General features: G+C 64.5%; 13 protein-coding genes. 11 read left to right on the forward strand and 2 right to left on the reverse strand.

From position 1 onward, the window contains the following. The first annotated feature begins 111 nt into the window (after window positions 1–111). From ACVWYP_RS20370 to ACVWYP_RS20415, 10 genes are all read left to right on the forward strand, one after another. A complete protein-coding gene (locus tag ACVWYP_RS20370; RefSeq protein WP_035634274.1) occupies window positions 112–1362 on the forward strand; it encodes a transporter substrate-binding domain-containing protein in 1251 nt (416 codons plus the stop codon). A 128-nt stretch (window positions 1363–1490) separates the two neighbouring features. Next, window positions 1491–2360, forward strand: a complete 870-nt coding sequence (gene urtB, locus ACVWYP_RS20375) for an urea ABC transporter permease subunit UrtB (protein WP_028345137.1) — start codon at window positions 1491–1493, stop codon at window positions 2358–2360. A 16-nt stretch (window positions 2361–2376) separates the two neighbouring features. Then, the gene (gene urtC / locus ACVWYP_RS20380) at window positions 2377–3516 is read left to right on the forward strand and encodes an urea ABC transporter permease subunit UrtC (protein ID WP_304499565.1); all 1140 of its coding nucleotides are present in this window, start codon (window positions 2377–2379) and stop codon (window positions 3514–3516) included. After that, window positions 3513–4265 carry an urea ABC transporter ATP-binding protein UrtD gene (gene urtD / locus ACVWYP_RS20385; RefSeq protein ID WP_304499566.1) on the forward strand — a complete coding sequence of 251 codons (753 nt, stop codon included), beginning with the start codon at window positions 3513–3515 and terminating at the stop codon, window positions 4263–4265. Before urtC ends, urtD begins: the two co-directional genes overlap by 4 nt. Next, on the forward strand, window positions 4258–4950 hold the full coding sequence (gene urtE, locus ACVWYP_RS20390) for an urea ABC transporter ATP-binding subunit UrtE (protein WP_028345134.1): 693 nt from the start codon (window positions 4258–4260) through the stop codon (window positions 4948–4950). Before urtD ends, urtE begins: the two co-directional genes overlap by 8 nt. Before the next feature lie 33 nt (window positions 4951–4983). After that, window positions 4984–6021 (forward strand): aliphatic amidase, encoded by a 1038-nt coding sequence (locus ACVWYP_RS20395; protein ID WP_028331418.1) that lies wholly within the window; start codon window positions 4984–4986, stop codon window positions 6019–6021. A 95-nt stretch (window positions 6022–6116) separates the two neighbouring features. Continuing rightward, window positions 6117–7451: a purine-cytosine permease family protein gene (locus ACVWYP_RS20400; protein WP_304499567.1), complete on the forward strand. Its 1335-nt coding sequence runs from the start codon at window positions 6117–6119 to the stop codon at window positions 7449–7451. 34 nt (window positions 7452–7485) lie between these two features. Further along, on the forward strand, window positions 7486–8505 hold the full coding sequence (locus ACVWYP_RS20405; protein ID WP_304499568.1) for an alpha/beta fold hydrolase: 1020 nt from the start codon (window positions 7486–7488) through the stop codon (window positions 8503–8505). Between the two features lie 34 nt (window positions 8506–8539). Then, window positions 8540–9367: a CbbQ/NirQ/NorQ/GpvN family protein gene (locus tag ACVWYP_RS20410; protein ID WP_304499569.1), complete on the forward strand. Its 828-nt coding sequence runs from the start codon at window positions 8540–8542 to the stop codon at window positions 9365–9367. 14 nt (window positions 9368–9381) lie between these two features. Then, window positions 9382–11670 carry a nitric oxide reductase activation protein NorD gene (locus ACVWYP_RS20415; protein WP_304499570.1) on the forward strand — a complete coding sequence of 763 codons (2289 nt, stop codon included), beginning with the start codon at window positions 9382–9384 and terminating at the stop codon, window positions 11668–11670. A 9-nt stretch (window positions 11671–11679) separates the two neighbouring features. Here ACVWYP_RS20415 and ACVWYP_RS20420 read toward each other — a convergent pair whose 3' ends face one another. Together ACVWYP_RS20420 and ACVWYP_RS20425 are read right to left on the reverse strand one after the other, a co-directional pair. Beyond that, entirely contained in the window at window positions 11680–12267 is a 588-nt protein-coding gene (locus ACVWYP_RS20420; RefSeq protein ID WP_304499571.1) for an ANTAR domain-containing response regulator, read from the reverse strand. Next, complete coding sequence (locus ACVWYP_RS20425) at window positions 12264–13427, reverse strand: transporter substrate-binding domain-containing protein (RefSeq protein ID WP_028345130.1); 1164 nt, start codon at window positions 13425–13427, stop codon at window positions 12264–12266. Before ACVWYP_RS20425 ends, ACVWYP_RS20420 begins: the two co-directional genes overlap by 4 nt. Before the next feature lie 423 nt (window positions 13428–13850). Here ACVWYP_RS20425 and ACVWYP_RS20430 point away from each other — a divergent pair, with 423 nt between their 5' ends. Next, entirely contained in the window at window positions 13851–15251 is a 1401-nt protein-coding gene (locus ACVWYP_RS20430; protein WP_304499572.1) for an amidase, read from the forward strand. The last annotated feature ends 9 nt before the right edge of the window (window positions 15252–15260 follow it).

Consider the following 15260-nt stretch of genomic DNA (forward strand, 5'->3'; position numbering starts at 1 on the left):
GGCGGCGACAGCGCCGCTTTCGACACAACCGGCAACAAAGCCCTCCCAATGCTCGCGTAAGCGCGCATCGGGAGGGCTTTTTTGTTTTTTCAGTCCTGAAGGGAGCTAGGGATGAGCATTTCACGGCGGACTTTGCTGAGGAATACCGCGGCGCTTGGCGCGTTTGCCGGCGCCGGACTGCCGCACATCTGGATCAAGAACGCCGACCTCGCTTACGCCGCCGGCGGCGAGATCAAGGTCGGCGTGCTGTTCTCGCTGACCGGAACGACCGCGATCATCGAGGAATCGCTCAACAAGGCGACGCTGCTCGCCATCGAGGAGATCAACGCCGCAGGCGGCATCAAGGGCAGCAAGATCGTGCCGATCGTCGAGGACCCCGCGTCCGATCCGGCGACCTTCTCGGAGAAGGCCCGCAAGCTCGTCGTCGGCGACAAATGCGTCAGTGTGTTCGGCTCCTACACCTCGGCGAGCCGCAAGGCGGTGCTCCCGGTGTTCGAGCGGCAGAACAATCTCTATTGGTATCCGACGCTCTATGAAGGCCGCGAGTGCTCGAAGAACGTCATCTACACCGGCGCGGTGCCGAACCAGCAGCAGGACGAGTTCGTGCCCTGGCTGGTCAAGAAGTTCGGCAAGAAGTTCTACCTGATCGGCTCCAACTACATCTATCCGAAGGAAGAGAACAACTACTGCAAGAAGCTGCTTGAGAAACTCGGCGGCGAGGTTGTGGCGGAAGAATATGTGCCGCTCGGCCATTCCGAATTCTCTTCCGTCATCAACAAGATCCGCGCGACGCAGCCGAACGTGATCTTCTCCACCGTGGTCGGCGATTCCGTGGTCGCGCTGCATCGTCAGTACAAGGCGGCCGGCCTCGATCCCGAGAAGATGCCGATGGCGAGCCTGACGACCTCCGAGAACGAAGTCGCTGCGATGGGCGGCGAGGCGGCCGCCGGTCACTTCACCTCGGCGCCTTACTTCATGGTGCACAAGTCGCCGGAGAACGAGAAGTTCGTCGAGGCCTACAAGAAGCGCTGGGGCGCCGACAAGGTGACGCATTTCGTGTCGGAGGCCTGCTACTTCCAGACCTACCTGTTCAAGCAGGCGGTCGAGAAGCTCGCGACCAGCGACCTCACACCGCCGAATATCCGCGACGCGGTCAAGGGCCAGGAAGTGATTGCACCGCAGGGCAAGGTCCGGATCGAGCCGGAGAACCTGCACACCTGGCTGTGGCCCAAGATCGCGCAGGCGAAGTCGAACGGACAGTTCGAGATTCTGGTCGAGGCCAAGGAGTGGCTGAAGCCGGTGCCTTACGCGGCCTATCCCGGGCAGTCATGCACCGAGAAGGGCCTGGTCGAGAAGAGCTGACGACGGGGGCTGACGAAGGCCGTCGGCGTGCGGCGCCGGCGGCCAGCGTCCCGAACGAATGCGGCCTCTCGCACGAACGGGTGCGAGGGGCAGGGCGCACAAGACGAACATCGAAAGCGGATCCCGACGTGGACCAATTCATCGAACAAATCGTCACCGGCCTCAGCATCGGATCTATCCTGCTGCTGGTCGCGCTGGGCCTGTCGATCATCTACGGCTCGATGGGCATCATCAATCTCGCCCATGGCGAGTTCGTGATGCTCGGCGCCTACGCGGCCTGGGTGTTCCATACTTATCTGGGGCTCGGCCTGCTGGCGAGCCTGGTGCCGATCTTCCTCGTGGTCGCCGCGTTCGGCTGGGTCATCGAGCGTTATGTCCTGAGCCTGCTCAACAACCGACCGCTGGACACGATTCTTGCGACCTGGGGCGTCGGCATCATGCTGCAGCAGGCGGTGCGGCTGATGGTCGGCAGCGAACTGCGCTACGTGCAGCTGCCGCCGGCGCTGTCAGACAGCATGGACGTGTTCGGCATCTCGGTATCGTCCTATCGGGTGTTCCTGTTCGTGGTGTCGATCGCACTGTTCGTCGCGACCTGGTTGCTGATGAACCGCACCACGGTCGGAATGAAGTTGCGCGCGATCATCCAGGACCGTTCCGTCGCCGCCTCGTTCGGCATCAACGCGAAACGGGTCTATGCGCTGACTTTCGCCTATGGCGCGGGACTGGCCGGACTGGCCGGCGCGCTGGTGTCGCCGCTCAAGAGCGTGTCGCCCGATATGGGCACCGGCTATGTGGTCGATGCCTTCATGGTGGTCGTGCTCGGCGGCGTGCAGAGCCTCGCCGGCACCGTGGCGAGCGCCTTCATCCTCGGCGAGCTCTCCGGCGGCATTGCGTTCCTGCAGAACGACACGGTGGCCAAGGCGATCGTGCTGCTCGCCATCGTCGTGCTCATCCGTTTCCGCCCCGAGGGGCTTTTCACCGCACGCGTGCGGGCCTGAGACAGATCGCTCATCTATGCCGTCGCATGTTCCTAACTCCAGCGGATTGCAGCGCCTGATCGCGCAGCTTGCGCCTCTGCTGATCGTCTGCGCCGTGGTGTTCGCGCTGCCGGTGCTGCTCAACAACGACTTCCTGCTCAACAAGGTCGCGCGTTATCTGGTGCTGGGAATCCTCACGGTATCGCTCGGGCTGTCCTGGGGATTCGGCGGCATCCTGAATCTCGGCCAGGCGATGAGCTTCGGGCTCGGCTCCTACGCCATGGCAATGGCGCTCAAGCTCAAGACCGTGCCGGTGCATACGGGGGCGAGCGGACTGCCGGACTTCATGGTCTGGAACAATGTCCAGCATTTGCCGTGGTTCTGGGAGCCGTTCCGCTCGCTGACTTTCGCGATCGCCGCGGGCCTGATCGTGCCGGCGCTGGTCGCTGCGGCGCTCGGCTGGTTCATGTTCCGGGGGCGCGTCACCGGCGTCTATGTCTCGATCATCACGCTCGCCACCATGGTGGTGATCAATCTCGTGATCATCGACCAGCAGAGCTACACCGGCGGCTTCAACGGCATCACCGATCTCGCCCAGCTCGAGATCTTCGGCGTGGCGTTCGATGCCTATGGCCGCGCAACCTACTATCTCGTCGCCAGCTGTGTCCTGCTCAGCCTGCTTGTCGCCTTTGCCTTCACAAGGACCAAGGCCGGCCTGATCGTGCAGGCGATCCGAGACCATGAGAGTAGGGTGCGCTACTTCGGCTACGACGTCGCGCTCTACCAGATCTTCGTGTTCGCGCTGTCGGCGGCGATCGCGGGCCTTGCCGGCATGCTCTACACGGTGGTGATGGAGTTTGCCTCGCCGACCTTCCTCGGCGTGCAGCTCTCTCTTTCGGTGGTGGTGTGGTGCGCGGTCGGCGGCCGGCAGAGCCTGGTCGGTGCGTTCCTTGGCGCGGTGCTGGTGGCGGGCATGCAGGGCGCGCTGTCGGAATCAGCGGCGTTCCTGGAAACCTGGACGCTGGTGATGGGCGCGCTGTTCGTGCTCGTGGTGCTGTTCCTGCCGAAGGGGCTCGCCGGCCTTGCGCAGGTCGTGCTGCGCTGGATCGTGCAGCGCCGCCATGCGGCCGCGGGCGGGGTGGCGCAAGGCGTCGGCCAGACGGAGGGCAGCACATGAGCTCCCATCTCGATCTCCGCGACGTCTCGGTCAGCTTCAACGGCTTTAAGGCGCTCAATGCTCTCAACATGAGCGTGCGCAAGGGCGAGCTGCGCTGCCTGATCGGGCCGAACGGCGCAGGCAAGACCACGGCGCTGGACATCATCTGCGGCAAGGTGAAGCCGAGCGCGGGCACGGTGAGCTTCGATGGCACTGCGCTACAGGATCTCGAGGAATACGAAATCGCTCGCGCCGGCGTTGGCCGCAAGTTCCAGGTGCCGAGCGTATTCCGCGAGCTCTCGGTCTCCGAGAACCTTGAAGTGGCGCGAGCCCGCCGCACCTCCGTGCTTGGCAATTTGCGCTGGAATATCGGCAACTCAGGGCGCGAGCATGTCGAGCGTCTGGCCGAACTGGTCGGGCTCACCGAGCAGCTCGAGCGGCCGGCCGCCTATCTGTCGCACGGTCAGACCCAGTGGCTGGAGATCGGCATGCTGGTCGCCCAGGACGCCGAGCTGATCCTGATGGACGAGCCCACCGCCGGCATGACGGCACAGGAAACCCGCAAGACCGCCGAACTGTTCGCGCGGCTGAAGGGCAAGCACACGCTGATCGTTGTCGAGCACGACATGGGCTTCGTCAAGGCGATCGGCGACATCATCTCGGTGATGCATATGGGCCAGATGCTGGCCGAGGGCACCGCGGCGGAAGTGGAGGCACATCCGGAAGTGCGCCGCGCCTATCTCGGATCGGGAGGCATCAGCCATGCTTGAGCTGACCGACGTCGACGCCTTCTACGGCAACAGCCGCGCCCTGCAGGGCATCAACCTGACGGTTGGCAATGGCGAATTCCTCTCGGTGCTCGGCCGCAACGGCGTCGGCAAGACCACGCTGATGCGCAGCATCCTCGGCCTGATGGACCGGTGCACCGGACGGCTGTCGCTCGACGGTGCCGACATCTCGCCGCTGCGGACCTATCAGCGCGCCAAGGCCGGTATTGCCTATGTGCCGCAGGGCCGCGGGATCTTGCCGAAGTTCACTGTGCGGGAAAACCTGACGCTCGGGACCTTTGCCGCGAAATCGGCCAACGGCATCGAGGAGTGGGTGCTCGAGCTGTTCCCGGTCCTCAAGGACTTTCTCAATCGCTATGGCGGCAACCTCTCCGGCGGCCAGCAGCAGCAGCTTGCGATCGCGCGTGCGCTGCTGGCCAAGCCCAAGGTCATCCTGCTGGACGAGCCGACCGAGGGTATCCAGCCAAACATCGTCGAGCAGATCGAGGACGTGATCGTCAGCCTCAATCGCGAGCGCGGCATCACGGTCGTGCTGGTCGAACAGAATGTCGCGTTCGCGCGGCGTGCGTCTCATCGCTTCGCGTTGCTCGAAAAGGGACGCGTCGTCGCCAAGGGCGCGATCGGTGAGCTCACCGATGATCTCATCCAGCTGCACATGGCCGTGTAGCGGGAATTATCGCTCAGGAAAGGGAGTCGAGACATGTTGCATGGAGACATATCGAGCAGCAAGGACACGGTCGGCGTTGCCGTGGTCAATTACAAGATGCCGCGCCTGCACACCAAGGCCGAGGTGCTGGATAACGCGCGCAACATCGCCAAGATGGTCGAGGGCATGAAGCTCGGCCTGCCGGGCATGGATCTCGTGATCTTCCCGGAATACTCGACCCACGGCATCATGTACGACTCCAAGGAGATGTACGAGACGGCGTCGTCGGTACCGGGCGAGGAAACCCGCATCTTCGCGGACGCCTGCCGCAAGGCCAAGGTCTGGGGTGTGTTCTCGCTGACCGGCGAGCGCCACGAGGAGCATCCCAACAAGGCGCCGTACAACACGCTGATCCTGATGAACGACAAGGGCGAGATCGTCCAAAAGTATCGCAAGATCATGCCGTGGGTGCCGATCGAGGGCTGGTATCCCGGCGATTGCACCTACGTCTCGGACGGGCCGAAGGGACTGAAGATCAGCCTGATCATCTGCGACGACGGCAACTATCCGGAGATCTGGCGTGACTGCGCAATGCGCGGCGCCGAGCTGATCGTGCGCTGCCAAGGCTACATGTATCCGGCCAAGGAGCAGCAGATCCAGATCTCGAAGTCGATGGCCTGGGCCAACAACTGCTACGTCGCGGTCGCCAACGCCTCCGGCTTCGACGGCGTCTATTCCTACTTCGGCCATTCCGCGCTCATCGGCTTCGACGGAAGGACGCTCGGCGAGTGCGGCACTGAGGAGAACGGCATCCAGTACGCGCAGCTCTCGGTGTCGCTGATCCGTGACGCCCGCCGCAACATGCAGTCGCAGAACCATCTCTTCAAGCTGATGCACCGCGGCTATACCGGCCTGATCAACTCCGGCGACGGCGATCGCGGTCACGCGGTCTGCCCCTACACCTTCTACAAGAACTGGATCACCGACCCCGAGGGGACCCGGGAAATGGTCGAGGCGATGACCCGTCCGACCGTCGGAACCGACGAATGCCCGATCGAGGGCATTCCGAACCAGAAAGTCGCACATCGTTGAGTGACATCGACGATCGGCGCCGGCGCGATGTTTCGCGCCGGCGTGGTTCGATGCAACGGCGGACACTTCCTCGCGGAGGAAACAGGGGGGACATCATGAGCGGTCAATCGAATAGCGGGCTGGTTCATCAGACCGAAGGGCAGATCGACGACCTTCTCGGCCATGAATTCGAGCACGAGCCAGTGCCGATGAGCGCCCGGCGCAGCGCCTTCTCGGTCACGATGGTGTGGCTGGGCTTTCCGATGATCATCACCGGCGCGATGACCGGATCGCTGCTGGTGCTGGGCATGGGGTTCAAGAATGCGCTGGTGGCGATGATCGTCGGCAACCTGATCATGTTCGCCTATGTGGGCGCGCTCGGCCTGATCGGCACCAGGCGAGGCATGAACTTCGCGCTGATCGCCAGCATCGTGTTCGGAAAGAAGGGCTACGTGCTGGCGTCGGGCCTGCTGTCGACCCTGCTGCTCGGCTGGTATGCGGTGCAGACCGGCATCACCGGCGCGCTGATCTCCTCGACCTACGGCCTCAATTATGTGGCGATGACCATCGTCGCAGGCGTGCTCTATATCGGGATTACCTTCGTCGGCGTGAAGGGATTGCACTGGATCGGGCTGGCGTCGGTGCCGCTGTTTGTCGTGCTCGGCCTCTGGGTCGCGGCCGATGCCGCCTCGACCACGACGTCGGCGGCGATCTTCGCCTATGCCGGCAACAATGGCGTCGCCAGCATGTCGATGGGCGTCGGCCTCACGGTGGTGCTCGCGCTGTTCATCGACGCCGGCACGGTGACGGCGGACTTCAACCGCTGGGCGCCGAGCGCGTGGGCCTCGCTGTTCGCCACGTTCAGCGCCTTTCCGTTCGCCAATCTGGTGGCCATGCTGGTCGGCGGCGTGATGACGGCGGCGCTCGCCGTGCCGAACGCCAATCCGTTCGGTGTCGACAACATGTTCGGCTACATGAACGGCAAGCAGCTGACCTGGCTCAGCATCCTCGCGTTCGTCTTCCTCTATGCCAATTTAGGCTCCGTCTGCTCGCATTGCCTGTACAATGCGGCCACCGGCTGGTCGCGCATCCTCGGGACCAATATGCGGCTGATGGCGGTGGTGCTCGGCGCGCTTGGCATCCTGGTGGCTGCCGGCAATGTCTGGGCGTTCTTCATCCAGTGGCTGTCGCTGCTCGGCATCCTGGTGCCGCCGATCGGTGCGATCATCCTGGTCGACCAGTATCTGCTGCGCGGCGAGGCGCGGGCGGACGTGGACTGGCGTGCGAAGCCGTTCATCGCCTGGGGCATCGGGTCGCTGTTTGCCTTTGCGGTTGAAAACCTGATGCCGGGACTGTCAACTGCGATCTCCGCCGCGGTGGTCGCAGGCATCGTGTACGTAGCGATCGCACGGGTGGAGTCTCCGACTGAAAAGGTGGCGCGTCCCGCGTAAGCGATCAGCTCGATCAAGCAAGAAGGGTACATCAATGAGCGTCGACTATCAGATCCATGATCTCGGCAATTTGACCTTGCAGCGCGGCGCGACCATTCGCGACTGCAAGCTCGCCTACAAGACCTATGGCCAGCTCAACGCGGCCGAGGACAACGTCATCGTCTATCCGACCTGGTACTCTGGCCAGCACTACGACAATGAATGGCTGATCGGACCGGGCAGGGCGCTCGACCCGGCAAAGTACTTCATCATCATCCCGAACATGCTCGGCAACGGGCTGTCGTCGTCGCCGAGCAACACGCCGGAACCGTATAACGGACCGCGCTTCCCGCAGGTGACCGCCTATGACAATGTCCGCGCCCAGCACCGGCTGGTGACCGAGAAATTCGGTATCAAGCACATCCGTCTGGTGGTCGGCTGGTCGATGGGCGCGTTGCAGACGTTCCATTGGGGCGCGCTCTATCCGGATATGATGGATCTGTTGGCGCCGTTCTGCGGCTCGGCCAAATGCTCGCGCCACAACTTCGTGTTCCTCGAAGGCGTCAAGGCGGCACTCACCGCGGATGCTGCGTGGAAGGAGGGCTGGTACACCGACAAGCCGGCCCGCGGTCTGCGCGCCGCCGCGCGTGTCTATGCCGGCTGGGGCTTTTCGCAGGCCTTCTATCGCGAGCAGCTCGACATCAAGACGCTGGGCTATTCGTCGCTGGAGGATTTCCTGGTGGCGTTCTGGGAAGGCTTCTTCCTGCCGAAGGATCCCAACAACCTGCTGACCATGCTGTGGACCTGGCAGCACGGCGACATCAGCGACAACGAAATCTACAATGGCGACTTCAAGGCCGCGCTGAGGGCGATCAAGGCCAAGGCCTATGTCATGCCGGGGCAGACCGATCTCTATTTCCCGCCGGAGGACAGCGCGTTCGAGGTCGAGAACATGCCGAACGCCAAGCTCGTGCCGGTACCGTCGATCTGGGGCCACTTCGCCGGCGGGCCCGGGACCAATCCGGTCGATGTCGCCTTCATCGACGGCAAGCTCAAGGAGCTGCTCGCATCGTGATATCGACCGGTTGCGAACGGCTGCCTGCGCGATCATGGGAGGCGTGAGCTTGTCCAATCCCGCCCTGCTGCTCGACCAGTACCGCATCCGGGAGGAGCCGTATTACCGGCCGCTCAAGGATGAGGTCGAACTGTTCGGTGCAGCCTATGCCAACCGCATGCCGGTGATGCTGAAAGGGCCCACCGGCTGCGGCAAGACCCGCTTCATCGAATACATGGCCTGGCGGCTCGGCCGCCCGCTGATCACGGTCGCCTGCCACGAGGACATGACGGCGGCGGATCTGGTGGGGCGCTGGCTGCTCGACGCAGAGGGGACGGTGTGGAGTGACGGGCCGCTCACCACCGCCGTGCGTCTTGGCGCGATCTGTTACCTCGACGAGATCGTCGAGGCGCGCCAGGACACGACGGTCGTGATCCATCCCTTGACCGACGATCGTCGTGTGCTGCCGCTGGAAAAGCGCGGTGAATTGATCCACGCCCATTCCGACTTCCAGCTCGTGATCTCCTACAATCCGGGCTACCAGAGCGCGATCAAGGACCTCAAGGAATCCACCAAGCAGCGCTTCGCGGCGCTGGATTTCGGCTATCCCGACCGGCCGGCCGAGACCGAGGTGGTGTCGCGCGAAGCCGGCATCGAGCCCAACCTCGCCGATCTTCTGGTGAAGATCGCCCAGCACAGCCGCAACCTGAAGGGCCAGGGGCTCGACGAAGGCGCCTCGACCCGGATGCTGGTCAATGCCGGCCGCCTGATCGGATGCGGCATCAGCCTCGAAAAGGCCTGCGAGACCACGATCGTCGTGCCCCTGACCGATGACGCGGACACCAGGAACACGTTGCGCGACGTGATCTCGGCCTCCGGGTAAGTGGACGTTTGCAGGTGGCGGTCGCGCAAATCAGTTCGCTCGATAGCTTCCGGTCCGGACGTCGGCTTGCGGCCCTCTTGCGCGGCCATGACGATGTAGCTGCGGCCGTGCAGGCGGCGCGTGCCGCTCTGCAGCGAACGGGTTGGTTCGATGATCTGGCGCTCTGGGACGAGGCCGTGCACGCCCTGTTCGAGGCCAATCTCGGTCAAGCCGTGGTGCAGGGCTTTCTGCGTCTATCGGAGCAATGGCCGGTGCAGCGATCGGCCGATGATCTGATCGCAATCGGCCGTGCGGTCCGGGACATCGGCTGCAGTGCCGGAAGCCGCGTCGCCCATGCGTTGCTGACCGAATTGTCCAAGGTGCTGCCGCGGCTTGCGGGTGCAGGAGAACTCACCGCGGTCCTCGTCGCGCTCGACCAACTCGCCGCCACTGGGCCGGAATCGGCGAGCCTCGCGATCGGCAGGCTGGGGCAGTTTCTGGCGCATGCCGGCGGCGAGGAGTTTGCGGCGTGGGTTTCCGCCGGCTTGCGTGCGAGCGGCGGTCGCACGTCGCGCCGCCGCGCCTATTTCGCGCTCGACGATCAGCTTTCGGCGCAACTGTTCGCAGCCGGCCGGAGCGGCGATGATTTCGCGCGGCTTGAGAAGCGGCTCGCTGCAACCACGATCGCGTTGTGGAACAGGAAGCCGCGTTTCCGCAAACTTGCCGTCGCACCGACGCCGGTGCCGCGGCGGACTTCGCTCACCGCCGGGCTCGTCGGTCTGCCGCAGACCTTTCCCGGCTTCGAAGGCGAGGCAGCGGACGCCGTCTATCTCGCGGCGGTCGCGCATGCCGGCGCGCATCTGGTGCATTCCATCGCCCGCTTTCCGGTGGGGCGACTGAAGGCGCTGCAGCTCGCGCTGGTCTCGCTGATCGAGGATGCCCGGGTCGAGACGCTGGCGCTCCGCGAGATGCCCGGGCTGCGCCGGCTGTGGTTGCCATTCCACAGCGCGACGCCGGCCGGCCAGGCAACCGCAGCCGGACTGATGATGCGGCTGACACGGGCGCTGATCGATCCCGATTATCAGGATCCGGATGCGTGGGTGGCCAAGGGACAACAGCTGTTTGCCGCGGCCGCCGGCCGCTGGAGCGATCCCGCCATCAGCCGCGAGATCGGTGGCCTGCTCGGTAACGACATCGGGCAGATGCGGCTGCAGTTCAACGCCAAGAGCTACGTCGTCGAACCTGCCTATCGCGACGACAATCTGGCGCTGTGGGATTTCGGCGACCAGCCGGACAGTCCGGCCGAGACGATCGAACTTGCCGTCGATTCCGTGCGGATCGAGCGGCGCGACGATGCGGGTGCCCAATCGAGCGACGACAACGCCAAGCCGGACGAGACGTTGCGCGCGAAGGCCAGCGCGGTCACGCTGCTGGATGGGTTTCCAGTCGCGACCTACCCGGAATGGGACTATGCGGCGCGTACCGAGCGGCCGGACTGGACCACGATCCTGGAGGCCGATGCCGCCGTTTCCGCGCAGCCCTTCGATTCCTCGACGGACGCCGAGGCGATGCGCTGGATCACGGAGTTGACCCGCGACGCGTCGATCGGCCGCCGTATCAGACACAAGGGCCAGCGCGACGGCGACGCGCTCGACATTGACGCGGCGATCGCCCTGACGATCGAGCGGCGCACCGGCAATATCAGCGAGCCCGGGGTCTACCAGCGCGATGCGCCCGGACCGCGCGATCTCGCCATCCTGCTGCTCTTGGACCTGTCGCAATCGACCGCGGACCGTGACCGCCGCGGCCGGACCGTTCTCGACGTCGAGCGCAAGGCCGCAGCGATCATGGCGACCGCGGTCGAGGCCGCCAATGATGCGATTGCGGTGCATGGTTTCAGCTCCGACGGCCGCGAGCGGGTGCGCTATCTGCGCATCAAGGGCTTTGCGGAGCCGATGGACGCCGTGGTTCGTGCGCGTCTTGCGGGCCTAGGCAGCAGCCATTCCACCCGGCTGGGCGCGGCATTGCGCCATGCCGGGGGCTACCTCGCCGAACGACGCGCGTTCCGGAAGGTGCTGCTGGTTCTGACCGACGGCGAGCCGTCCGACATCGACGTGCCGGATGCGCAATATCTCGTCGAGGACGCGCGCCGTGCCGCCCAGCAGCTGCGGCGGCGCGGCACCGATATCTTTGCTTTTGGCATCGGCGAGCACAGATTTCCCCAGCTCGATCGGATTTTCGGCGAGCGCTATGCGCTCCGCGTGCCGCGCATCGAGGTGTTGCCGCAACGGGTGATGCAGCTCTACGCGGAACTGAAGAAATAGGCGCAGGAGCTAGCCCGTTGCCCGGGGCAAGGAGCCCTTTGCGGTGATCTCCGCCGAGAGTTCCTCGATCGTCTTGCGCTGCTCCATGGCGGCGCGGCGGATCAGCGCAAAGGCAGCCGGCTCGGCTAGCGCATGGGTGTGCATGACCTGAAGGACCGCGGCGAGCACGACGCGGCGGGATCGCAGCCGCTGCTCCAGCTTGAGCACCTGCTGCTTCAGCTCGCTGGTGCGCTCGCTGCGTTCGAAAGCCAGGACGAGCGCGGCATAGATTCCGGCCGAGCGCAGCGGCTTCACCAGAAATGACGCCGGATCGAGGTCGAGCACCAGCTTCAGACGGCTCGGCGTCTCGGTGCCGAGCAGGGCGATGACCGGGCTTCGTCCAAGCGACGCCCGCTGTGCCGGCGAGGTGAGCGGCAGGAACTCGTCATCGATCAGCGTCACGTCGGGACGGCAGTCGATATTGGTGCCGGGCTCCCATGTGACGATCTCGATCCCGAGGCGCTCGAACTGCCGCCTGACGATCGAGGCATCGCGTTCATCCTTGATGGCGACGAGCGCCTTGCGCCCGCGCAGTGAAAATGAAGACGGTTTGCTCATTTCACAACCCGCAAATGCGGCGCATTCGGCAACGTTCCATCCCTTGCCGGGCTGGCGGCGATGTCGAGCTGCGTCAGATAAGGATCCGGTCTGACCGGCGCTTCAGCTTCCCAGAAGATGTCAAACTGTCCTTCGGCGTTCGAGACGGCCAGCCGCGGCGTCAGGACGCAGTGGTTGTTGCTGCCGTCGATCCAGACCGGACCTTGCGGCGAATTGTAGCGATGGCCGGCCGCGGCGCGCCGCACCTCGCCGATATCGGATGTGCCGGCGCGCTGCAGCGCGCGGGCCAGCAGATAGACCGCGACATAGGCGGATTGCCCGTCGACCGACGGGCTGCTGTGTTCGCCGTGGCGCGCCTTCCAGCGCGCCACGAAGGCCCGGTTCTCGGGCAGGCGAATGCTTTCGAAATAGGCCGACGACGTGATGCATCCGGCCGACGCGGGACCCGCGATCTTGAGCTCGGGCTCGCACAGGCTGCAGCTCAGCATCGGGATGTCGAGGCCGGCCGCGGCGGTCGCCGCATGAAAGGCGCGGATGAAGTCGTAGCTCGAACTGCCGACCAGCGTGTTGAAGACGACCGGCGGCCGGCGCCGCACGATCTCGTCCACGATGTGCGTGACCGCGCTTTCACCGAGTTCGAGCAGGCGTTCGGCGAGAATGCGTCCTTTGGCCGCCGTCACCAGCTCGCGGGTGACACGATTGGTTTCCCAGGTCCAGACATAGTTGGAGCCGACACAGAAGATTTCGCGCGACAGATTATCGAGCACGTAACGCACCAGCGGCAGCACGTTGTGATTGGGTGAGGCGCCGACATAGATGACGTTGTCGGAGCATTCGAACCCCTCGTAGCGCGCCGGATACCAGAGCAGGCGGTCGGTACGCTCGACGATCGGCAGCACCTGCTTGCGCGAGGCCGAGGTGTAGCAGCCGATGATGTGCTCGACGCCGACGTTGCGAATGAGGTCGTCGCAGACCGTGTGGTACTCCGAAATAATTCCGCGGGGATCGCGGACATGCGCAGATATCGCGAAGTCGAACTCGTCCTGATTGTTGATTTCGTCGACCGCCATCATGGCGCTCTTCAGGATCTCGCGTCCCATGGCCTGATAGGGCCCGTGCTGCGAGCAGATGATGCCAACTGGAATGGAGGGCTTGGTCATTGAGTACTTTCGGCGACGCGACGCATCAAGGAAATCATCTTCGCAGAGGTCGGGGCAAGGGGTCATGCCGATTTGCTGCGCATGCACCTCGCGAAATTTGTGCAGCCAGCCTCGTTGACAACGCGCTGCACACCTCCTTAGAATTTTCTCCTACAGGGCTTCCTGTCGAACCTTGCGTGCGTCGATTTGGCCGATGACGTCCCGATCGCCGCGCAGAGTGCTCCGTTCGACCCCGGACCCATGCGATAGTTCATAGCCGCGGCATTTGGGCCATTCGTCACCTTCGTTTCGGAGGGGCGGGTGGCTTTTTGCTTTTGCCGCTAAACAAATTGGCGACACGTCCGTGCCGCCAAGCCGGAGGCGCATGCGCGGTGATGGGCAGTGCCTGCGCTTGCGTCATGTCAAGTGCGGGGATGAGAAACGATGCCGACGACGGATCTTCACTATCTCGGGCTCATTGAGATCGGGCAGCAAATCCAGGCCAAAAAGCTCTCGCCGGTCGAGGTGACCAAGGCGATGCTCGGGCGGATCGAGCAGCTCGACGGCAAGCTCAAGAGCTACGCTTATGTGATGGGCGAGGCGGCGCTGGCCGAAGCGGCGGCAGCCGAGAAGGACATCGCGTCCGGCAAGATCAAGGGACCGCTCCACGGCGTGCCGATCGCCGTCAAGGATTTGTGCTGGGCGAAAGGCGCTCCGGCCGCGCACGGCATGACCATCCACCGGGATTTCCGGCCGAGCGAGGATGCCACAGTCGTCGCGCGGCTGAAGGATGCCGGCGCTGTTATCCTCGGCAAGCTGCAGCAGACCGAGGGCGCCTATGCCGACCACCACCCGAAGATCGATCCGCCGAAGAATCCGTGGAATGCGGATTTGTGGTCGGGTGCATCGTCGAGCGGTTCCGGCGTCGCCACCGCCGCGGGGCTTTGCTTCGGTTCGCTAGGCACCGATACGGGCGGCTCGATCCGCTTTCCATCGGCCGCCAACGGCATCACCGGGCTGAAGCCGACCTGGGGACGCGTGAGCCGTTATGGCGCTTTCGAACTCGCGGCGACGCTCGATCACATCGGGCCGATGGCGCGTAGCGCGGCCGATTGCGGCGCGATCCTCGCCGTGATTGCGGGCCAGGATCCCAAGGACACGACCTCCGTGCCGCTGCCCGTGCCGAACTATCTCGCCGGCCTGTCCGGCGATTTGCGCGGCGTGACGATCGGGGTCGATCGGCGCTGGACCAGCGAGGGCACCGACGAGGCCGCCGGCAAGGTGCTCAGCGAAGGGCTGCGAGTTGCCGCCGATCTGGGCGCGAAGATCAAGGACATCACGTTCCCCGATCCCAAGGCCGTCATCGAGGACTGGTTCCCCTTGTGCGGCATCGAAGTGGCGGTCGCGCACGAAGAGACCTATCCCGCGCGCAAGGACGAATATGGTCCCGCGCTCGCCGGCCTGCTCGATCTCGGCCGGGCGCAATCCGGCATGAACTACCAGAAGATCGTGCTGCGGCGCGAAGCGTTCCGCGGCGCGGTGCGGCTGTTGTTCGAGACGGTCGATCTGATCGCCGTTCCGGCCCAGGCATTCGCTGCGCCGACATTGGCCAAGATGGCAGCGCTGGGTGAGGACCCGTCGCTGATTACCGGGCTGCTGCGCTTCACCTGTCCGTTCGACATGACCGGAAGCCCGACCGTGACGCTTCCCGGCGGCTTCGCGCCGAACGGCGGGCCGGTCGCCTTCCAGTTCGTCGGCCGACACTTCGACGAAGCAAGCCTCGTTCGCGCGGGCGATGCCTTCCAGCGCGTCACCGACTGGCACAAGCGCCATCCCGCGACCTGAATCGAGGAG

The organism is Bradyrhizobium sp. USDA 3262 (assembly GCF_054060035.1).